General features: G+C 68.5%; 20 protein-coding genes. 7 read left to right on the top strand and 13 right to left on the bottom strand.

Features of this window, described 5'->3' with window-relative positions:
• Positions 1 to 58: 58 nt before the first annotated feature.
• Positions 59 to 430 (top strand): hypothetical protein, encoded by a 372-nt coding sequence (locus WH5701_RS04720; protein WP_006170869.1) that lies wholly within the window; start codon positions 59 to 61, stop codon positions 428 to 430.
• On the opposite strand, the gene WH5701_RS04715 is transcribed toward WH5701_RS04720, so the two are convergent.
• The 9 genes from WH5701_RS04715 to lysA are packed head-to-tail and all read right to left on the bottom strand — an operon-like array spanning position 396 to position 8,054.
• Complete coding sequence (locus WH5701_RS04715; protein WP_006170868.1) at positions 396 to 935, bottom strand: hypothetical protein; 540 nt, start codon at positions 933 to 935, stop codon at positions 396 to 398. The two genes, WH5701_RS04720 and WH5701_RS04715, sit on opposite strands and share 35 nt — an antisense overlap.
• Positions 932 to 1,942, bottom strand: coding sequence for a DUF952 domain-containing protein (locus tag WH5701_RS04710; protein ID WP_006170867.1), 1,011 nt, complete (start codon positions 1,940 to 1,942; stop codon positions 932 to 934). Before WH5701_RS04710 ends, WH5701_RS04715 begins: the two co-directional genes overlap by 4 nt.
• A 6-nt stretch (positions 1,943 to 1,948) precedes the next feature.
• A complete protein-coding gene (locus WH5701_RS04705; protein ID WP_006170866.1) occupies positions 1,949 to 2,143 on the bottom strand; it encodes a hypothetical protein in 195 nt (64 codons plus the stop codon).
• Positions 2,140 to 3,045, bottom strand: coding sequence for a cupin domain-containing protein (locus WH5701_RS18675; RefSeq protein WP_006170865.1), 906 nt, complete (start codon positions 3,043 to 3,045; stop codon positions 2,140 to 2,142). Before WH5701_RS18675 ends, WH5701_RS04705 begins: the two co-directional genes overlap by 4 nt.
• Positions 3,046 to 3,053: 8 nt before the next feature.
• Positions 3,054 to 3,989 (bottom strand): rhodanese-related sulfurtransferase, encoded by a 936-nt coding sequence (locus WH5701_RS04695; RefSeq protein ID WP_006170864.1) that lies wholly within the window; start codon positions 3,987 to 3,989, stop codon positions 3,054 to 3,056.
• A complete protein-coding gene (bioB, locus tag WH5701_RS04690) occupies positions 3,986 to 4,984 on the bottom strand; it encodes a biotin synthase BioB (RefSeq protein WP_006170863.1) in 999 nt (332 codons plus the stop codon). Before bioB ends, WH5701_RS04695 begins: the two co-directional genes overlap by 4 nt.
• A 27-nt stretch (positions 4,985 to 5,011) precedes the next feature.
• Positions 5,012 to 5,815, bottom strand: a complete 804-nt coding sequence (locus WH5701_RS04685) for an isoprenyl transferase (RefSeq protein WP_006170862.1) — start codon at positions 5,813 to 5,815, stop codon at positions 5,012 to 5,014.
• Positions 5,812 to 6,675, bottom strand: a complete 864-nt coding sequence (gene cdaA / locus WH5701_RS04680; RefSeq protein WP_006170861.1) for a diadenylate cyclase CdaA — start codon at positions 6,673 to 6,675, stop codon at positions 5,812 to 5,814. Before cdaA ends, WH5701_RS04685 begins: the two co-directional genes overlap by 4 nt.
• Positions 6,676 to 6,695: 20 nt before the next feature.
• Positions 6,696 to 8,054, bottom strand: coding sequence for a diaminopimelate decarboxylase (gene lysA / locus WH5701_RS04675; RefSeq protein ID WP_037980321.1), 1,359 nt, complete (start codon positions 8,052 to 8,054; stop codon positions 6,696 to 6,698).
• A 112-nt stretch (positions 8,055 to 8,166) separates the two neighbouring features.
• Here lysA and WH5701_RS04670 point away from each other — a divergent pair, with 112 nt between their 5' ends.
• The 4 genes from WH5701_RS04670 (at position 8,167) to WH5701_RS04655 (ending at position 13,508) form a co-directional block, all read left to right on the top strand.
• On the top strand, positions 8,167 to 8,658 hold the full coding sequence (locus tag WH5701_RS04670) for a GNAT family N-acetyltransferase (RefSeq protein WP_006170859.1): 492 nt from the start codon (positions 8,167 to 8,169) through the stop codon (positions 8,656 to 8,658).
• Between the two features lie 218 nt (positions 8,659 to 8,876).
• Positions 8,877 to 11,447, top strand: a complete 2,571-nt coding sequence (locus tag WH5701_RS04665; protein WP_006170858.1) for an ATP-dependent Clp protease ATP-binding subunit — start codon at positions 8,877 to 8,879, stop codon at positions 11,445 to 11,447.
• A 7-nt stretch (positions 11,448 to 11,454) separates the two neighbouring features.
• Entirely contained in the window at positions 11,455 to 12,621 is a 1,167-nt protein-coding gene (locus WH5701_RS04660; protein WP_050751380.1) for an iron-containing alcohol dehydrogenase family protein, read from the top strand.
• On the top strand, positions 12,618 to 13,508 hold the full coding sequence (locus tag WH5701_RS04655) for an alpha/beta fold hydrolase (protein ID WP_006170856.1): 891 nt from the start codon (positions 12,618 to 12,620) through the stop codon (positions 13,506 to 13,508). The genes WH5701_RS04660 and WH5701_RS04655 overlap by 4 nt, the downstream gene beginning before the upstream one ends.
• A gap of 44 nt (positions 13,509 to 13,552) precedes the next feature.
• Here WH5701_RS04655 and WH5701_RS15670 read toward each other — a convergent pair whose 3' ends face one another.
• A complete protein-coding gene (locus WH5701_RS15670; RefSeq protein WP_006170855.1) occupies positions 13,553 to 14,482 on the bottom strand; it encodes an outer membrane protein in 930 nt (309 codons plus the stop codon).
• Between the two features lie 231 nt (positions 14,483 to 14,713).
• Here WH5701_RS15670 and WH5701_RS04645 point away from each other — a divergent pair, with 231 nt between their 5' ends.
• Entirely contained in the window at positions 14,714 to 15,319 is a 606-nt protein-coding gene (locus WH5701_RS04645; RefSeq protein WP_006170854.1) for a DUF2993 domain-containing protein, read from the top strand.
• A 33-nt stretch (positions 15,320 to 15,352) separates the two neighbouring features.
• On the opposite strand, the gene WH5701_RS04640 is transcribed toward WH5701_RS04645, so the two are convergent.
• The 3 genes from WH5701_RS04640 to WH5701_RS04630 are packed head-to-tail and all read right to left on the bottom strand — an operon-like array spanning position 15,353 to position 18,273.
• Positions 15,353 to 16,237, bottom strand: coding sequence for a phosphatidate cytidylyltransferase (locus WH5701_RS04640; protein ID WP_006170853.1), 885 nt, complete (start codon positions 16,235 to 16,237; stop codon positions 15,353 to 15,355).
• A complete protein-coding gene (cbiT, locus tag WH5701_RS04635; protein ID WP_050751378.1) occupies positions 16,234 to 16,884 on the bottom strand; it encodes a precorrin-6Y C5,15-methyltransferase subunit CbiT in 651 nt (216 codons plus the stop codon). Before cbiT ends, WH5701_RS04640 begins: the two co-directional genes overlap by 4 nt.
• Positions 16,885 to 16,896: 12 nt before the next feature.
• Complete coding sequence (locus WH5701_RS04630; protein WP_006170851.1) at positions 16,897 to 18,273, bottom strand: aminotransferase class I/II-fold pyridoxal phosphate-dependent enzyme; 1,377 nt, start codon at positions 18,271 to 18,273, stop codon at positions 16,897 to 16,899.
• A gap of 161 nt (positions 18,274 to 18,434) precedes the next feature.
• Between WH5701_RS04630 and WH5701_RS04625 the strand changes: the two genes are divergently transcribed.
• Complete coding sequence (locus WH5701_RS04625; protein ID WP_037980312.1) at positions 18,435 to 20,048, top strand: AarF/ABC1/UbiB kinase family protein; 1,614 nt, start codon at positions 18,435 to 18,437, stop codon at positions 20,046 to 20,048.
• The last annotated feature ends 58 nt before the right edge of the window (positions 20,049 to 20,106 follow it).

Raw genomic sequence — 20,106 nt, 5'->3', positions numbered from 1 at the left:
TTCAGCCAAGGAGTGTGAGACGTCTGGGGCACTCATTGAGTGCTGCCGCCACACCCCCTTGGCCACCCGCGCCGTCTACTCCTTCACCGGCTTCCCCAGCACCCCCGAGCGCCATCTCTATCTCCACCACGACGGCTACCCCACCGGCGCCGCCTGGCGCTTCGCCACCGCCCTGCGCCACAACCACGAGGCCTCAGCATTCCTTGCCTCCTTCCTGATCACCCAGCCCAGGGCGGAAGTGCTCAGCAGCGCGGAGCAGTCCGCCGATGCCGAGTACCGCTACCAGGTGCGGCTGCTGGAGCGCACCGCTCCCTGCCTGCAGGTGACGTGCTGGCGCCGGCTGCCTGGGGGCTCCAGCTGGCAGCCCCGTTGCCGGCCCATGGCCCTGGCTGTGTTCATCCAGCGCTTCCTGCCCGGGGAGCTGCTGTGATCAGACCAAGCGAGCGCTCACAGCGCCGCAGGCCCTCGGCGCAGTCGCCCCGCATCAGCAATCCCGAGCCGCCCCAGAGCAGCCGCTGCGGCAGATCGAGGGCTCCCGCGCCCAGCTCCCGCACGGGCTCGAAGCCCAGCCGGCGGAAGTAACGCACCAGGCGACGGTGCTGGTGCTCGTCGTCGCGGATGGCGAGCAGCGCGGCGCGGCGGCAGGGGGTGTGCTCCAGCGCCCAGGCGAAGGTGGCGGCCCAGATCAGCGGACCCACCAGGGCAGCGGCCGGCTCTCCGCGCGGCACCTGGATGCGCAGGGTGTCGAGATGGAGGCCGCCCGGCAGAGGAATCGCCCAGCCCTTGAGGTCCCCCAGCAGCTGGGGGCCGCCCTCGGGGCCGCGGCGGGCCACCCCCACCCGCAGCCCCCGCAGCGCCGCGGGCCCGCTCACCTGCAGACGCAGCAGCAATCCCCGCGACGCTCCCCACGCCTCCAGCTCCGCCAGATGGCTCATACGGGGAACGGCTCCCAGGCCAGCACCGCCGCCAGCGGCAGAGGCCCCCGGATGTGGGGGAAGAGCTCGCCGCTGCCGGGGGCCGGCTCCTCCACCACGGCGATGCCGGCCGTCGCCAGGCGTCGGGGATCGATCGTGAGCAGCAGCACATCGTCCGCATCGGCGTAGAAGCGCTGGTGAGTGGCTTCGAGCTGATGGCTGTGGCTGGCGTGGATGAAGCCCACGTCCTCCAGGCTCAGGCCGCGGCTGGAGCGGCGGTAGACCCCATGGCTCCTGGCGGCGCGCCATTCCGGGGCCAGGGCCAGGTGATACAGCCAGCGCGGCGAGCGCCAGGCCGCTCGCGGGGCCCAGGGCGGGGCCATCACCGCCGTCAGCTCGGGGCTGGCGAGGAACCGCCCCAGCCACGCCTGCACCTCCGTCAGGCCCGCCGCGGCCTCGAACCCCTCCGGATCCGCCAGGCGGAACTGGCGCACGAACGGCAGCAGGGCCAGATCCGCCAGGGAGGGCCGATCCCCCAGTTGCGGCAGCTGGGCGTTCCAGTCGCGCAGGATCGTCAGGGCCGCCGCCCGATGCTCCTCGGGATCGGCGCCGGGGTAGCGGCCGGAGTACTTGAAGCGGTCGAGGTGGTGCTTGAAGGGACCGTCATTGCTGGCAATCAGCGCCTCGATCAACGCCCGCTCGGCCGCGTGGCCCGGTGTGTCGGCCCGCCTCAGCAGATCGCCGGGGTCGTGGTACTCCAGGGCCCAGCGCATCACCGCCAGGCTCTGATCGATCACGGAGCCAGCTCCATGGCTCTGGCCTGCTGAGGTGCCATCGGCTGGCAGCACCAGCACCGGCACCGTGCCCTTCGCGGAGGCCTCCAGCAGCTCCGGGGGCTTGGCCTTCAGGTTCAGCTCCCGCATCTCCAGATCACGGCCGGGCCGCACCCCCGCCGCCGCCAGGGCCAGCCGGGCCCGGATCGCATAGGGGCAGCGGCGGAAGCTGTAGAGGATCGGCCGTTCCGCCATGGGCACCTACAGCACCCCCCGCTCGATCTCCTCGAGGTACAGGAACTCGGGCGACTTCACCCCCGCCCGCTTGCGGATCGCCACCAGCTCCTCGGATTCGAAGAAGGCGCGGGCCCGCTCCAGCGAACTCCAGGCGGAGAAATGCACCAGCGTGTCCGCCACGGCAAGGATGGCACGCACATGGGGCACAGACCGCTTCACCAGTGCGTCCCATCCTTGCGGCTGAAACTCCAGCCGCCATCCAGCTCCCTGGCCTGCAGGTCGTCGTCGGGATAGTCGATCTGATCGCCGGGGGTGCGATCGCCGATCTCCAGCAGGATCACCGTCTCGGCGCCGCGGTTCACCAGGTGGTGCGCATTGCCCCGGCCCGCCGCGAAGCCCGCCGCCATCCCCGGGGCCAGCTCCAGTTCCCCCTCGTCGCTGATCAGGGTGGGATGCCCCTGCAACACATAGACGAATTCATCCTGGAGGCTGTGGGCATGGCGCAGGGCCGTGCAAGCGCCCGGGGGCAGCAGGGTCTGGTTCACACCGAACCGGCTCAGGCCAAACAGGTCGCCCAGCACCCGCTTCTCCCGTCCGGCCAGCCGCGCCGCGAAGGGGGCCGGATAGGCGCTGGCCCGCTGGCGCGGCGGCACCGCGCTCGCCAGCACGGCCCTGGGCTTCAGGTCGGGCTCCACCCAGCCGCGGCGGGCGTCCACCGACCACAGCCGCTCCGGCGAGTAGGCCGCCAGGGGCCAGGCCGGATCTGCCAGGGGGGAGGCCAGCAGCCGCTCCAGTGACACCGGCAGCGGCAGCTCCTGATGGCGCGCCTGGTGAGCGTCCACCGCCCGCAGGAACCAGCGGGTGAGGGTCTCGTGGTAACCGGAGCTGTCGCTGTTCGGAGTGCCGGTGGCCTCGTTGTAGGCGCGGATCCGCTCGCGCAGATGGACCAGGGCCTGGTCATGGCCCCAACGGCGCAGGCTCACCAGCGCCACCAGCAGGTGGGCCTGGTGGGTCCAGTGCTGGCGGGGCAGGCTGGCGGTCTCAAACGCCTCCACGACAGCCTCGATGGCCTCGGGCGTCGACCACGACGCCACCACAGACGGCATCACCGGATCGGCCATGGGCCCCTTCAGCTGGTGAACACCTGGGCGATGTGAGCCTGGCCCCGCCGCTCAGCCAGCTCCACCTGGCGCTGGCGTTCCACCAACTGGGCGCGGCGCTCCGGGGTGAGACCATCAACGCAATGGCGGCAGCTCACCCCCGTCATGTAGCTCGCCAGCGCGCGGTCGCTGGGCGAGAGGGGCATGCGGCAGCCGTGGCACAGGCTGTGCTCACCGGGCTCCAGCTGGTGATTCACAGCCACCCGCTGATCGAACACGAAGCATTCGCCCCGCCATTGGCTGCCCAGCTCCGGCACCAGCTCCAGATAGCGCAGGATGCCGCCTTCGAGGTGATGGACCCCGCCAAAGCCCTGGTCGATCAGGTGGGCAGTGGCCTTCTCGCAGCGGATGCCACCGGTGCAGAACAGCGCCAGGGCCTGGGGCGTGCGCTCCGCCACCAGGGGGCGCAGCACCGAGTCCACCCAGTGAGGGAAATCAGCGAAGCGCTCCAGGCCCGGATCGATCGCCCCCTCGAAGCTGCCCAGCGCCACCTCATAGCTGTTGCGGGTGTCGATCACCAGGGTGCCGGGATCGCCGATCAGGCGGTCCCACGACGTGGGCGCCACGTAGGTACCCACCCGCTCGCTGGGGCGGGCTTCAGGGCGGCCCAGGGTCACGATCTCGGGCTTGAGGCGCACCTTGAGCCGGTGAAAGCCGGGCCGCTCGCTCCAGCTGAGCTTGGCCTCCAGATCCGCCAGGCGTGGATCGGCGCGCAGGTGAGCGAGCACCGCCGTCACCCCGTCCTCCGGGCCGGCGATCGTGCCGTTCACGCCCTCCTCCGCCAGCAGCACGGTGCCCTTCACCCCCTGGCTGCCGGCCAGCGCCAGCAGCTCATCGCGCCAGCCCGGCAACTCGGCGGCGGAGAAGGCCACGAACTTGTAAAAGGCCGCAATCCGCTCCCTCAAACCGCCAGCTCCACACTCACCCCCGCCGCCGCCAGCAGCGCCCGGTCGGCGGCCACATCGGGGTTGCCGGTGGTGAGCAGGGTGTCGCCGTAGAAGATCGAATCGGCGCCCGCCTGCAGGCAGAGGATCTGGGCCTCACGGCTGAGCTGCTCGCGGCCGGCACTGAGGCGCACCCGGCTGAACGGCATCAGGATGCGGGCCGTGGCCACCATGCGCACCAGTTCGAGCGGATCCACCGGTGGCTGATGCTCCAGCGGTGTGCCCTCCACCGCCACCAGGGCGTTGATCGGCACGCTCTCGGGATGAGGGTCGAGGCTGGCCAGCACCTGCAGCAGACCGGCGCGATCGCTGGTGGTCTCCCCCAGGCCGATGATGCCGCCGCAGCAGAGGGTGATGCCCGCCTGCCGCACCCGCTCCAGGGTTTCCAGCCGCTCCTGGTAGCTGCGGGTGGTGATGATCCGCTCGTAGTGCTCGGGGCTGGTGTCGAGGTTGTGGTTGTAGGCGGTCAGGCCCGCCGCCGCCAGGCGCTCGGCCTGGGCGTCGGTGAGCATGCCGGCGGTCACGCAGGCCTCCAGCCCCAGCTCACGCACACCGCGCACCATCGCCAGCATCGCCTCGAAGGGGGCACCATCGCGGATGTCGCGCCACGCCCAGCCCATGCAGAAGCGATGGGCACCGGCCGCCTTGGCGGCCCGGGCCCGCGCCAGCACCGGCTCCACCTCCAGCTCCGGCCGACCGCTCACGTCGCTGCTGTTGTGCATCGACTGGGGGCAGTAGGCGCAGTCTTCCTCGCAACCGCCGGTCTTGACGCTGAGCAGGGAGGCCAGCTGCACCCGGTAGCCGGGGTTGGCAGCCCGGTGCACGCTCTGAGCTCGCCAGAGCAGGTCGATCAGCGGCATCTCCAGCAGCCCCTGGATCTCCGCGCGGCTCCAGTCGTGGCGCAGGTCAGGGGCCGAGGTGGTGGCAGCGGCTGAGGGGCGAGCGGTGGTGGTCAACGGGGCAGGGAGTGGGAGGGGACAGGGTCAGGCGCTGGGGGGAAGCAGGGGCTCAACTCCCCCGAAGCGCCGCTGGCGGCCCTGGTAATCCAGCACGGCCCGCAGCAGGGCCTGCTCATTGAAATCGGGCCAGAGCACATCGGTGATGTGGATCTCGGCGTAGGCCAGTTGCCAGAGCAGGAAATTGCTGATGCGGTACTCGCCACTGCTGCGGATCAGCAGATCGGGATCCACCTCGCCGGCGGTGAGCAGCTCGGCCTCGAAGTGGGTCTCACTGATGGCGGCGGGATCGAGATCACCTCGGGCGGCCCGCTCCGCCAGGCGCCGGGCCACCTGCACCAGTTCCCGCCGGCCGCCGTAGTTGGTGCAGACGTTGAAGTGAATGCCTGTGTTGGCGGCGGTGCGGGCCTCGGCGGCGGCGATGCGCTCCTGCAGCCCTTCCGGCAACTGCTCCAGGTCGCCCAGGAAGCGGATGCGCACCCGCTCACGCTCCAGGGCCTGCAGCTCACGGGCGAGCACCCGCTCGAACAGGGCCATCAGGAAGGTCACCTCCTCGCCAGGGCGGTTCCAGTTCTCGGTGGAGAAGGCGTAGACGGTGAGGGCACCGATGCCCCAGTCGCTGCAGAGGCGCAGGGTTCGCTTGAGCGCTTCCACCCCTTCACGGTGACCCATCATGCGCGGCAGGCGTCGCTGACGAGCCCAGCGGCCGTTGCCGTCCATGATCACGGCCACATGGGCCGGCAGCCGGGCGGGATCCAGACAGGCCGGCAGCAGCTCGGAGGGCTGGGCTGACGCCTGGATCGGGTCGGTGGTCGCCGGCGAGCGACTCATGCGCGGGATTCGGGCGTGTCCTCGGACACGGTACGTCCAGTGGGAAGCGGCACCACCGAACCTCCGGAAGTCTTGGCCGGGGTTTTCGTGGATGAGGGCGCCAGGGCGGCTGTCAGCAGCTCACGCAGACGGCTGCTGGTGATCGGGCGCTCCAGCTTGCCCTGGCGGGCCAGGGAGAGGGTGCCGGTCTCCTCGGAGACCACGATGCAGAGGCAGCGGTCGAAGCGTTCGGTGATGCCCAGGGCCGCCAGATGACGGGTGCCATAGCGGGTGATCCCCTGGCGGGAGAGGGGCAGGATCACCCCCGCCGAGAGGATGCGGCTGCCTCGTACCAGCAGGGCCCCGTCGTGCAGAGGGGTGTCGGCGGCAAACAGATTCAGCACCAGATCCACCGAGAGCATGGCGTCAAGCTCGATGCCGGGGTTGAGAAAGTCTTCAGGGCGAAGATCGCTGCCCAGATCCACCAGGATCAAGGCGCCCCGGCGGCCCTGGGACAGGCGGCCAGCCGCCTCGGTGAGCATCGCCACCGCGCCCGACATCTCCTGGTCGACCCCCTGGTTGCCCAGCAGCACGTCGAGGCGACCAGTGCCCAGCAGCTCCATCAAGCGCCGCAACTCCCCCTGCCAGAGGATCGCCAGGGCCAGACTGCAACCCAGAACCACCGCCTCCAGCAGCCGGGTGGTGAGGGGCAGGTTGGCGAAGCGCTGGACCACCCAGACCAGGGCCACCAGAAACAGCCAGCCGCGCAGCAACCAGAGGGTGCGGGATTCGCGCACCCGGGCCAACAGCAGCATCCCGAGAGCAGAGGCGAACAGCAGATCCAGCAGCAGGCGCAGATCGAGGAGCCTCAGCCAGATCACAGAGCCCTACAGCACTTGACTCATGCTACCGGCCGAAAACGTTCTGGCAGCACGTCGTGGAGCAGCAGTTCGTCTGGTCGCTCGCGCCGTTGCACCAGCTCAGCCTGACCCCCATGCACGAGAACCGCCGCAGGCCTGGGGATGCGGTTGTAATTCGAGGCCATCGAGGCGTTGTAGGCGCCGGTGGCGAAGACCACCAGCAGGTCGCCGCTGCTGCTGGGGGGCAGGGCCAGGTCCTTGAGCAGCACGTCGCCGGATTCGCAATGCTTGCCCGCCACCGTGACCGTTTCGGTGGCCACGGCCGTGGGCCGCTCGGCCAGCACTGCCGTGTAGCTCGACTGATAGGTGATCGGCCTGGGGTTGTCGCTCATCCCCCCATCCACCGACAGGTAGGTGCGCAGGCCGGGGATCTGCTTGCGGCTGCCGATCGTGTACACGGTGAGGCCAGCCGTGGCCACCAGGGAGCGGCCTGGCTCGCACAACAGCCTGGGCAGCTCGAGATCCCGCTCGCGGCAGGCGCGCACCACCGCCTCGGCCACCCCCTTCACCCACTCCTGGATGGTCGGGGGATCGTCGGAGGCCACGTAGCGAATGCCCAGGCCCCCGCCCACGTTCAGATCACTCACGGGATGGCCGAGGGAGCGGGCCAGGGCCAGGGCATCGGCCATCACCCCGGCCAGGTCGCGGTGGGGCTGCAGCTCGAAGATCTGGGAGCCGATGTGGGCATGCAGGCCGGTGAGGCGGGCCCAGGAGCACCCGGCCAGGCGTTGCAACACCGACTCGAGCTGATCGGGGTCGAAGCCGAATTTGCTGTCGAGATGGCCGGTGCGGATGTACTCGTGGGTGTGGCACTCAATGCCGGGGGTGAAGCGCAGCATCAGCGGCACCACCCGGCCCGCGGCGGGGGCGATCTCGGCGAGGCGCTCGAGGTCGTGGTCGTTGTCGACCACCACGGTCACGCCATGGGCCACCGCCAGGGAGAGCTCCTCATCCGACTTGTTGTTGCCATGCAACACGATCCGCTCCGGCGGCATGCCCCCTTGCAGGGCGGTGAGCAGCTCGCCCGCTGAGACGGCATCGAGGCCGAGGCCTTCGGAGGCCACCAGAGCACTCAGCACCAGGCTGCTGTTGGCCTTGGAGGCGTAGAGCGCCAGGGAGGGGCCGGGGTAGTGGGCGGCAAGGGCCTCCTGGTAGGCCCGGCAGCTGGCCCGCAGGGTGGCTTCATCCAGCACATAGAGCGGTGTGCCGTAGCGGCGGGCCAGCTCGCCCAGATCACAGCCGCCCACCTGGAGCCGGTCGTGGCCGTCGAGGGCCGTGGTGAGCGGCGTGAGGTTGCGGTTGGGACTGAGCGAATCAGCCTCCGACTCGAAGGGGCGCATCGCCGGACTGGGCACGGACCCGTTGCCGACGGCCTGGTCAGCCGGAGTGACGGGAGAAATGGTCATCGGCGTCATCCTTGGGGCTGTGTCCTGGTTGATCACAATCGTAAGGATGAGCATCGAAGGGGCAGGGCAGCACGAGCTGAAGACCCAGCGGCTGAGTCCCATCCACGCTGAGGCCTGCCACCAGCTCGATCGGCTCTGCCGGCCCCGGGGTTGGGACCTGCGGCAGTGGCACCAGGACCTGGAGGCCCAGGACATTGAGGGACCTGGGCGCTGCGTCCTGGGGGTGCTTCGCGGCTCCGAGCTGGTGGCTGTGGCCAGCGGCTGGCTGATCCTCGATGAGCTGCAGATCCTGCTGGTGCTGGTGCACCCCGCTCAGCGGCGGATCGGCCTGGCCCGGATGGTGCTCAGCGAGCTGATGCGGGAGGGCCATGAGCGGGGCGCCAGCGGGGCCACCCTCGAGGTGGCGGCCAGCAACACGGCCGCACTTGGGCTCTATGGGTCGCTCGGATTCCGCAGCACCGGTCGTCGTCGCGGTTACTACCGCGATGGCCAGGACGCTCTGATCCAATGGTGCCAACTCCAGGGCACAACTGGATAGTTGTGTGTTTGCTGAGTGCAACACTCCAGACTGGCGTTCAGGAAGGTGCGGATTGCCGCCCTTTGTTGATGCGTAAGGCCGTATGAATTCGCTCTTGAACATGTGGCGATTGAGCCATCGCATCACTGTCGTGGAAAAGGATTCGGGCGATTCGAAAGCAGAATCACACACACCCTCTCAACCCTGATAGGTTGGTGGGACTTGCACAGGCACCGCAGATGTTCGAGCGGTTTACCGAGAAGGCCATCAAGGTGATCATGCTCGCCCAGGAAGAGGCCCGAAGGCTGGGTCACAACTTCGTGGGCACCGAGCAGATCCTGCTGGGCCTGATCGGTGAGGGCACCGGCGTGGCCGCCAAGGTGCTCAAGTCGATGGGGGTCAACCTCAAGGACGCCCGGGTCGAGGTGGAGAAGATCATCGGCCGCGGTTCCGGCTTCGTGGCTGTTGAAATCCCGTTCACACCCCGCGCCAAGCGCGTGCTGGAGCTCTCCCTCGAAGAGGCTCGCCAGCTTGGGCACAACTACATCGGTACCGAGCACCTGCTGCTTGGCCTGATCCGGGAGGGTGAGGGCGTCGCCGCCCGTGTGCTGGAGAACCTCGGTGTGGATCTGGCCAAGGTGCGCACCCAGGTGATCCGCATGCTGGGCGAAACCGCCGAAGTCACTGCGGGCGGTGGCGGCAGCAAGGGTTCCACCAAGACCCCCACCCTCGACGAATTCGGCAGCAACCTCACCCAGCTGGCCGCCGAGGGCAAGCTGGATCCCGTGGTGGGCCGCCACAACGAGATTGATCGGGTCGTGCAGATCCTCGGGCGCCGCACCAAGAACAATCCCGTTCTGATCGGTGAACCTGGCGTCGGCAAAACCGCCATCGCTGAGGGACTCGCCCAGCGCATCATCATCGGCGAAGTTCCCGACATCCTTGAAGACAAGCGGGTTCTCACCCTGGACATCGGTCTGCTGGTGGCCGGCACCAAGTACAGGGGCGAATTCGAGGAGCGCCTCAAGAAGATCATGGAAGAGATCCGGGGCGCGGGCAATGTGATCCTGGTGATCGACGAAGTCCACACCCTGATCGGTGCCGGTGCCGCCGAAGGTGCCATCGATGCCGCCAACATTCTCAAGCCGGCCCTGGCACGCGGCGAACTCCAGTGCATCGGCGCCACCACCCTGGATGAATACCGCAAGCACATCGAGCGGGACGCGGCCCTGGAGCGCCGCTTCCAGCCAGTGATGGTTGGTGAGCCCTCCGTGGTCGACACCATCGAGATCCTGCGCGGCCTGCGCGAGCGCTACGAGCAGCACCATCGCCTGAAAATCAGCGATGAAGCTCTGGTGGCCGCCGCCACCCTCGGTGATCGCTACATCTCCGATCGGTTCCTGCCCGACAAGGCCATCGATCTGGTCGATGAAGCCGGCAGCCGCGTGCGGCTGATGAACTCCAAGCTGCCTCCGGCGGCCAAGGAGCTCGACAAGCAACTGCGTGCCATCCAGAAGCAGAAGGAGGATTCCGTCCGCCAGCAAGACTTCGGCAAGGCCGGTGAACTGCGCGACAAGGAAGTGGAACTGCGCGATCAGATCCGCTCAATCCTCCAGGCTCGCCGCGACGAGGAGCCGGTGGCTTCAACCGCTGTCGAAGGATCCGCCGAAGCGACCGCCGAAGCTAAGGCCAGCACGGCCGCCGACAACGCCCTGGCTTCCTCCAGCGGCGAGCGCCATCCAGTGGTCACCGAAGAGGACATCGCCCAGATCGTTGCTTCCTGGACCGGCGTTCCCGTCCAGAAGCTCACCGAGAGCGAATCGGTGAAGCTGCTGAACATGGAGGAGACCCTGCACCAGCGGCTGATCGGCCAGGACGAAGCCGTCAAGGCCGTGTCCAAGGCCATCCGCCGCGCCCGGGTGGGTCTGAAGAACCCGAACCGCCCCATCGCCAGCTTCATCTTCTCCGGTCCCACCGGCGTGGGTAAAACGGAGCTCACCAAGGCCCTGGCCGCTTACTTCTTCGGCAGCGAGGAGGCAATGATCCGCCTCGACATGTCCGAGTTCATGGAGCGGCACACCGTCAGCAAGCTGATCGGCTCGCCTCCTGGCTATGTGGGCTTCAACGAAGGCGGACAGCTCACGGAAGCCGTGCGCCGTCGTCCCTACACCGTGGTGCTCTTCGATGAAATCGAGAAAGCCCATCCCGATGTGTTCAACCTGCTGCTGCAGCTGCTGGAAGATGGTCGCCTGACCGACTCCAAGGGCCGCACGGTGGACTTCAAGAACACCTTGATCATCATGACCTCGAACATCGGCTCGAAGGTGATCGAGAAAGGCGGCGGTGGTCTCGGCTTCGAATTCTCCGGGGCCGCGGTTGAGGAAACGCAGTACAATCGCATCCGCTCCCTGGTCAACGAGGAGCTCAAGCAGTACTTCCGTCCTGAGTTCCTCAACCGTCTCGATGAGATCATTGTCTTCCGGCAACTCAGCCGCGATGAGGTCAAGGAGATCGCCGAAATCATGCTGCGCGAGGTGTTCGGCCGCATGCAGGAGAAAGGCATTGGCCTCTCGGTCACCGAGGCCTTCAAAGAGCGTCTCGTCGAGGAGGGCTACAACCCCAGCTACGGCGCACGTCCTCTGCGCCGGGCTGTGATGCGCCTGCTCGAAGACTCCCTGGCGGAGGAATTCCTCTCCGGGCGTCTGAAGGACGGTGATTCTGCCCTTGTCGATGTCAACGACGAGAAACAGGTGGTGATCCGCCACCAGACAGTGGTCGCCGAACCGGAACTGGCCGGTGCCAGCGTCTGACGCCTCGATGGTGACAGCCCTCAGTCAGCATGCGATCGCCCCCGCCCGACTGGTGCGGGGGCCTTCGGCATGGTCGGCTTCGCTCGACGCCCTGCCCTCCCTCTGCCGCCGCCCGCTGCTGCTGGGCCGCAGCCAGGCCACCGCACATCTGCGCGATCAGGCCTGCTCCGATCTGCTGCGGTTGGGCCTGGAGCCCCTGTCCGCCACCCTTCAGTTCGACTGCTGCGAGGACGACCTCCGGCGCCTGGCGGCAGAAGCCCAGACCGGCCGCTGCGACGGGGTGATCGCCATGGGAGGCGGCAAGGTGCTGGACGCAGGCAAGCTGCTGGCCCATCGCCTCGGTCTGGCCTGCATCACCGTGCCCACCAGCGCCGCCACCTGCGCCGGATGGACCGCCCTGGCCAATCTCTATTCCGTCGAAGGGGCCTTCCGCTCCGATGTGGCGCTGGATCGCTGCCCCGACCTGCTGATCTTCGATCACAATCTGGTCCTGCAGGCTCCCACGCGCACCCTGGCCAGCGGGATCGCCGATGCCATTGCCAAGTGGTATGAGGCCTCGGTGAGCAGTGGCTCGAGCGGCGATGGTCTGGTGCAACAGGCGGTGCAGCAGGCCCGTGTCCTGCGCGATCAGTTGCTGCTGGAGGGTGAGGCAGCCATGGCCGAGCCCGGTGGCGAAGCCTGGGTACGGGTGGCGGAGGCCTCCGCGCTCACGGCCGGACTGATCGGCGGTCTCGGTGGCGCCCGCTGCCGCACCGTGGCTGCCCACGCGGTCCACAACGGTCTCACCCAGTTGCCCGCCTGTCATCACCTTCTTCACGGTGAAAAGGTGGGCTTCGGCGTTCTCACCCAGCTGCGTCTTGAAGAGTTGCTCGGTGGCCACCGCCTGGCCAGCCAGGCCCGCCGCCAGCTGATCCCCTTCTTCAGGGCCCTGGATCTGCCGCTGACCCTCGAGGGTCTCGGCCTCGCCGAAGCCAGCCTCAACGACCTCAACGCCGTCTGCGCCTTCGCTGTTCTTCCCGGCTCTGATCTGCACCATCTGCCCTTCCCCGTGAACGCCAACGACCTGCTGACCGCCATGGTGAGCACCACGGCGGAGTCGCACCCAGCTGAGAGTGCTCCAAGTGCTCCAGCCCCCTGCGCCGAGGGCAGCCTCTGCCCTGAGAGCAGCCCTTGAGCCGCTTCCCCCAGGCGGAGTGGTGCCAGGGTCCGGAGCTGATCGCCAGAGCCGCCAGTAATCTGCTCGACCCCCAGGGGCGTGATCTGGCTGGACGCGTGCAGTGGTGGGAACTACCGGGGTTCAGCGGTCGCTGGCCCGTGGCTGTGCTTGGAGAGGGCAAACCGCTGCTGCTCCTGCATGGCTTCGACAGCTCCCTGCTGGAGTTCCGCCGACTGGCGCCGCTGTTGGCACCCCGCTTTCGCCTCTACATTCCCGACCTCTACGGTTTCGGTTTCAGCCCCCGGCCCGCCGCTGGCCGTTACAACCCCAGCGGTGTGCTCGACCACCTCACGGCCGTGGTGGAGCAGATTGAAGCGACCTCAGCCCCAGGCTCAGCACCGCCGCTGGGCGTCATCGGCGCCTCCATGGGCGGATCTGTGGCGGTGGAGCTGGCCCGGCGCCTGCCCATGCGCGTGAGCAGGCTGCTGCTGCTGGCACCCGCCGGTCTCACCGGACGTCCCATGCCCCTCCCCCCCCTGCTTGACCGCCTGGGGGTCCGCTTTCTCGCCCTGCCGGGGGTGAGGCGCGGGCTCTGCCGACAGGCCTTTGCCGACCCTGAGAGCAGTGTGGGGCCCGCCGAGGAAGAGATCGCTTCGCTGCATCTGCAGGTGATCGGCTGGGGGGAGGCGCTAGGCCGTTTCGCCCGCAGCGGAGGCTTCGCGGGCTGCGGCGAGCCCCTGCCGAACCAGCCCCTGAAAGTGCTTTGGGGAGCCGATGATCGGATCCTGCGGCAGCCACAAAAACGTGCCGCCCTGGCCCTGCTGGGTGATCGGGTCGAGGAATTGACGGCCTGTGGCCACTTGCCTCATCTGGACCGCCCCGAGGCCGTGGCCGCCGTCTGCTGATGCCAGAGGCGGCCGGAGGGCCTGCGGGATTTCAGCTCACCAGATCACCAGAGGCCGCGGATCGGCGCCGACTCGGGAATCGGCTGCACGTAGGGCTCAGGTTCGGGTTGAGGCTGCGGCTGGGGGGCCGGGGTCACCACCACCGCCTGGGCAGCCGGCTGGCCGAAGCGGTAGCGGAAGCCCACCTTGGCACCGAAGTCGTTGTAGGAGTCGTAGCGGATGTTGTCGCCACTGAATCCGGAGGCACCGGAGTAAGTGCCCTCAAGGTAGACATCACTGGCGTTGCTCACGCCATAGCTGACCCCCAACTTGGCCTGCCAGCCGAACAGCCCTTGATTCGTGGTTCCAGTGGAGACACTGTTGCCACCGCTGGAGACCTTGATGCGGGGGGTGCTCAAGTTGGTGTAACCGATGCCACCACCGATGTAGGGAGTCCAGCGGCTGCCTGTGCTGATGTCCCAGTAGCCACTGGCAAAGATGTCATTCTTGTTGATGACACCAGAAGAGCTCAGATTGTACTTATTGCCGTTGGCCGAGAAAGACACGTCGTTGACGCTGGCCCGGGTGTAGACGTAGCTCAGCTCGGTGCGGATCGCGCCGAAGTCGTAGCCAACCGCGAGATCGCCTGAGAAGCCTCCACCGAAACTCAGATCGCCATTGACGTTCTCGAAGCCGCGCTCCGTGAGGTTGCGGGTGCGTACACCCGTGTCAGTAGGCCAGGCAGCTCCAAGACCAAGTCCGAGATACCAGCCGGTTCCCTGCTCATAGGGCACCGGTTCGCTGCTGCCGTAGCTCTGGGCCACGGTGGCATCGGTGTTGGCATCGGGCTCAGCGCTGGGGCTGAGGGCAATGGCTGCGCCATCGGGAGCCAGCAGGGCAGCCGCCCCGGGGGACACAGCGCCGGCGGGCTCTGCGGCACGGGCCGGGATGGCGAGGAAGGCGCCCGCGGCACTGGCGGCAACCCCCGTAATCACAAGGAAAGGAATTCGGAAGTTCATGACGGACACTCTGGTCATATCCACGGTCTAGGCACGGAAGAGGCCTTCAGGCCACGAGCGAGAGCCAGACCTTCACCTGGCCATCAGGTGTCGCTGACGGCCAGGGGGAGGCAGTGGACCGTCTCTGTTAGGAGGAGCCATCCCGACCTCGCCTGCATGGCTGGAGCTGAACCCGCACAGCCGTCGCGTTCGCCCAGCAGCGGTCCTGTGCTGCAGCTTCTCGCCTCGGGCTTGCAGCTCTGGATTCGCAGCCAATGCGAGGCCGTCAAGGAGCTGGAGATTCAGCTGCACGGCTCTGCCCTGAACCTGCTGCGCGGCCGCCTCGACGGGGTGAGCCTGATGGCCCGCCAGGTGGTGTATCAGGGGCTGGAAATCGAGCTTGTCGAGCTTCAGAGCGATCCGCTGCGCATCCAGGTCGCAGGGGTTCTGCGCGGCCAGCCGGTACAGCTGGAGCATGCGTTCCTGATCCGCGGCACGGTGGCCTTCACGGCCAACGGGTTGAGCAGCTCCCTGAACCGTCCCAGCTGGAGGGATCTCAGTGACCAGCTCGGTGACCAGCTGCTGGGCCTGGGGCCCCTCCGGCAGCTGCGCATCGCCGGCGACATCCTGATCGTCGCCGCCGAGGCCCAGGGAGAGGCCCAGCTGATGGAGCTGGAAACCCGCCCCGAGGCTGACCAGGGCAGTGTTGTGATCCGTGATCTCAACGGGCAGCTGCGCGGGCGCCTGCCGATGGACCCGAACATCCACATCGAGCGAGCCAGCCTCGAAGCCGACATGCTGCAGCTCCAGGGCGAAGCCCGGGTCTCCCCCTGAGAGAGCTGTTGGCACGCTGGACAGGCCAGCCCCTCAGCCCAGCAGAGGGACCAACAGGGTCACGAAGTAATACACCACCGCCGGCGTGAACAGGAAACTGTCGATCCGATCAAGGATTCCCCCGTGGCCCGGAATGGCATCACCGGAATCCTTCACCCCGGCATCCCGTTTCATCATCGATTCGGTGAGGTCCCCCACCAGGGCGAACAACGACACCACCCCTCCCAGCAAGCCACCCACCACCCAGCCCCAGCGCCAGCCCAGCAGCAGGCCACCCACCACCCCCACCAGCACCGCACAGGCCACGCCGCCGAAGGCGCCCTCCACCGTCTTGCCCGGCGAGATCGGTGAAAGGGGATGAAGCCCGAAGCGGCGGCCGATCACGTACGAGCCGATGTCGGTGGCCACCACCATCAGGCAGGCCATCAGAGTGAGCGCCATGCCCGGAGTGAGGGGCCAGCTGGCTCCCTGCAGCTGGGGGGCCAGAGCAGGATCGACCAGATCACGCAGACGCAGCCAGTGACTGGGCAGAAAGCCGAGATAGAACAGTCCGAAGATTGAGGCGGCGATGTCGGCGATGGTGCCGGTCACGGGCTGAAGCAACAACCAGCCGCAGATCACCGCGCCAGACACCGGCACCACCGACGCCGCCAGATCGACTGCCATGCCGCCACCGCTGGCCCACTGGGTGGCGAACAGCAGCAGCTGGCAGGCCACCAGCGTGGTCTTGGTAGCCGGCCGGATGCCCTTGAACTGGGCCAGCCGGAAGAACTCCAGCAGGCCCAGGTGCACGATCACGCCCACAGCCACGGTGAACCACCAGCCCCCCAGGCTGACCACGACAAGGCCGAAGCCACCGGCCGCGAAGCCGCTGAACAGCCGTGAAAACGAGGTGCGCGGCCGTGAACCCTGACTCACCCGTGGCGCTCGGCAGCGATCAGGAAGAGGGGCTCAGCCGCCGCCAGGCGGGCCTGACTGCCGCGGCGCTGCATGCGATGGACCGTCGCCTGAACCACCTGAACGTCACGGGCTTCCAGCTGGCCCAGGGTATCGGTCGCATCCACGAGTCCCTCCAGGCTGGCGGTGCTGATCACCAGCCGTCCCCGGGGCTGCAGGGCCGCCCAGACGGCGCGCAACACGCTCGCCAGCGGTCGGCCCACCTCCAGGACCACCCGGTCGGGGTGCTGCGGTAGCAGGGAGAGTCCATCGGGCGCCTGGCCGGCGTGAATGTGCAGATTGTCGATGGCCAGGTGCCGCCGGTTGCGCTCCAGCAGCTCGATCGCCTCAGGATCCCGCTCCAGGGTGTGCACCTCGCCCAGAGGCATCAGCCTGGCGATCTCCAGGGCCAGGGCACCGGTGCCGCCGCCCACATCCCAGACCGTGGAATCGGCCCTGGGGCGCAGGTGGGCCAGCAACATCACCCGCAACTCCATCGGCGTGGGACTGAAGCCCGGGGCGTCTTCAAAGGCCTGATCGGGCAGACCCGGGGTGACGAAATCCCACTGGAAGGCAGGTACTGGCTCGGATCGCCGCGTTGGGTCTTCGCCTCGCTGCCTTGGGCCCATCCGCAGCGCCCATCAGGCCACAACTGTCACCGTATCAGCGATCTGCCCGGGCCAGAGCCGGCGCTGCTCCCTCAGCCACTCCAACCGCGCCCCATCAATCCGCTCGCCTGGAATCAACAGGGGAATCCCTGGGGGATAGGGGCAGATCGGCTCCGCCGCCAGCCGCTCCAGCGCCTGCTCCAGGGGCAGGGTCTGCTGGGGCAACCTCCAGGCCTCACCCGGGGTCAGCTCCGGCTCCATCAGGGCGGGAATGGGCGGTGAGGAGAAACAGGGAAGTGGTGCCCCCCCCAGGGCCTGGCGCAGCTGCTTGAGCTGCGCGGGCAGAAGCCTGAGGGCCCGTCGCGGCGGGCGTTCCCCCAGGCAGAAGGTGAGGCAGCCGGGCTCAGGAAGCTCGGCGATCACGCCCCGTTGGAGCAGCCAGGCGTCGGCCGCCAGGCCATTGATGCCCAGGGCGGCGGCATGGAACACCAGGCGCAGGGGATCCTGGTTGGCCGCCAGGGGCAGGGAGGCCGCCTCCAGCGCCTGCTGCAGCCTGTTCGCGCGGGTGAGAGCCAGGCGCAGGCCGCGGGCGCCGGCGGGGCTGTGGCGGTGGGCGAAGGCCGCCGCCGCCGAAGCCAGCAACAGGGCACTGGGACTGGAGGTCTGCAGCCAGAGCAACGACCGCTCGATCGCCTCTTCACTCACCCGCCCGCGCCGCAGCAGCAGGGCAGCGCTCTGGGCCAGCCCCCCGGCGCTCTTGTGCAGGGACTGCACCACCAGATCGGCCCCGGCCGCCATGGCCCCCATCGGCAGTCCCGGCTGGCCGAAGTGAGCGCCATGGGCCTCATCCACCAGCACCGGCAGGCCCCGGCGGTGGGCCTCGGCGATCAGCCCGGGCAGATCTCCCGCCAGACCCTGGTAGGTGGGATGCACCAGCACCAGAGCCGCCAGGGGCGGGGACTGCTCCAGGCGCTGCTGCAGCCAGGCCGGGGTTGGCGGCAGCCACAGCCCGGTGGCGGGATCGAAGGGCAGATCGAACAGCACTGGCCGCAGGCCGCCGAGCACGCAGGCATGCAGCAGGCTGCGGTGCAGGTTGCGCGGCAGCAGCACCCGCTCGCCGGGCCTGGCCAGGGCCAGCAGCGCCACCTGCAGCATCCCGCTGGCTCCATTCACCCCGAACCAGCAGCGGTCAGCGCCACAGAGGCGGGCACATTCGGCCTGGTCGGCGGCCACAGCACCGCCCGGCTCCAGCGGCCCTCCGATCTCGGGCAGTTCCGGCAGATCCCAGCGGCCGGGGCGCCGCCGCAACAGCCGGCGCAGACCAGGCGCCAGACCCCTTCCGCGCCCATGGGCGGGCAGGTGCAGATCGAGGCGCGCCGGAGCCTGGCGCAGGGCCGACAACAGGAGCATCACCGCCCTTGGACTTTCTAGAGTCTGGGGTCATCACCCCAGGCGCCGCAGGAGTTCCCCCCATCACCGCCAGCACCCCCGTGCACCCGGCCCCACCGGCGCGTCCCGCCCGGGTCGAAGGCCCGCCGCCCCGCTACGAGCCCGCCGCCGATCTGCGCTGGATGCTCCTTCGCCCCTGGATCCTGGTGTCGCGCCTGGTGGTGGTGCTCTGGCAGCTGAGCTGGCTGGCTCTGGTGCTGGTGGTGCAGGGCAGCAGCAGCGAACGCGCCGTACAACAACGCCTGGGCCGACGCATCCTCGAGACCCTCACCCAGCTGGGTCCCTGCTTCATCAAGGTGGGACAGGCCCTCTCCACCCGCCCCGACCTGGTGCGCCGCGACTGGCTCGACCAGCTCACCCAGCTGCAGGACAACCTGCCCCCCTTCCCCCACGAGCTGGCCCTCGCCGAGATCGAAGCCGAGCTGGGGGCACCGGCAGCCCAGCTTTTCGAGCATTTCCCCCCCTATCCCGTGGCAGCGGCCAGCCTGGGGCAGGTGTACAAGGCCGAGCTCACGGCAGGACACTGGGTGGCGGTGAAGGTGCAGCGGCCCAACCTGGCCTACATCCTGCGTCGCGATCTGGTGATCATCCGCCTGCTGGGGGTGCTCACCGCGCCGTTCCTTCCCCTGAATCTGGGTTTCGGTCTCGGCGACATCATCGATGAGTTCGGTCTGACCCTCTTCGACGAGATCGACTACCGACGCGAGGCCGATAACGCCGAGCGCTTCGCCTCCCTCTTCGCCGACAACCCAGCCGTGACGGTGCCGCGGGTGGAGAGGCAGTTCTCCAGCCGCCGGGTGCTCACCACCAGCTGGATCAACGGGATCAAGCTGCAGGACCGGCTGGAGCTGGAGTCGCACCGGCTCGAACCGGATGCCCTGATCCGCACCGGAGTGATGGCCGGCCTGCAGCAGTTGCTGGAGTTCGGCTATTTCCACGCCGACCCCCATCCCGGCAACCTCTTCGCCCTGCCGGGGCGCACCGGGGCCATGGGCCACGTGGCCTACGTCGATTTCGGGATGATGGATTCGATCAGCGACGCCGATCGCCTCACCCTCACCGGAGCGGTGGTGCACCTGATCAACCGCGATTTCGAAGCCCTCGCCGGCGACTTCCAGACCCTCGGGTTCCTGCGCCCCGACGCCGACCTCACCCCGATCGTGCCGGCTCTGGAAACTGTGCTTGGCGGCCAGCTTGGGGAGAGCGTGGGCTCGTTCAACTTCAAGGCGATCACCGATCGCTTCTCGGAGCTGATGTTCGACTACCCCTTCCGGGTGCCGGCCCGCTTCGCCCTGATCATCCGGGCGGTGGTGAGCCAGGAGGGGCTGGCCCTGCGGCTCGACCCCAGCTTCAAGATCATCCGCGTGGCCTATCCCTACGTGGCCAGGCGGCTGCTGGCCGGCGACACCGCCGAGCTGCGCGAGAAGTTGCTGGAGGTGCTCTTCGATCGCCAGGGGCACCTGCAGCTGGAGCGGCTCGAGAGCCTGCTTGGGGTGGTGGAGCAGGACGACGCCAACCCCGATCTGCTGCCGGTGGCCGGGGCGGGTCTGCGCCTGCTGCTCGGTCCCCGCGGCGGCAGCCTGCGCCAGCGGCTGCTGCTGATGCTGGTGCGCGACAACCACCTCAACACCGACGACCTGCGGGCCCTGATGGGTCTGCTGCGGCGCACCTTCTCTCCGTCCAAGCTGGCGGGTGGGGTGCTGCAGCGGCTCAACCCCCTCGCACCGGCCGCCTGAGAGGCTGGATGCTCACCTCTTGATCGCTAGGGTCAGCGTCAATCCTTTAGCCGCCCGC

Source organism: Synechococcus sp. WH 5701 (assembly GCF_000153045.1).
GTDB lineage: Bacteria > Cyanobacteriota > Cyanobacteriia > PCC-6307 > Cyanobiaceae > Regnicoccus_A > Regnicoccus_A antarcticus.
The sequence above is the reverse complement of the archived record's forward strand: the minus strand, read 5'-3'. Positions and strand labels throughout refer to the sequence as shown.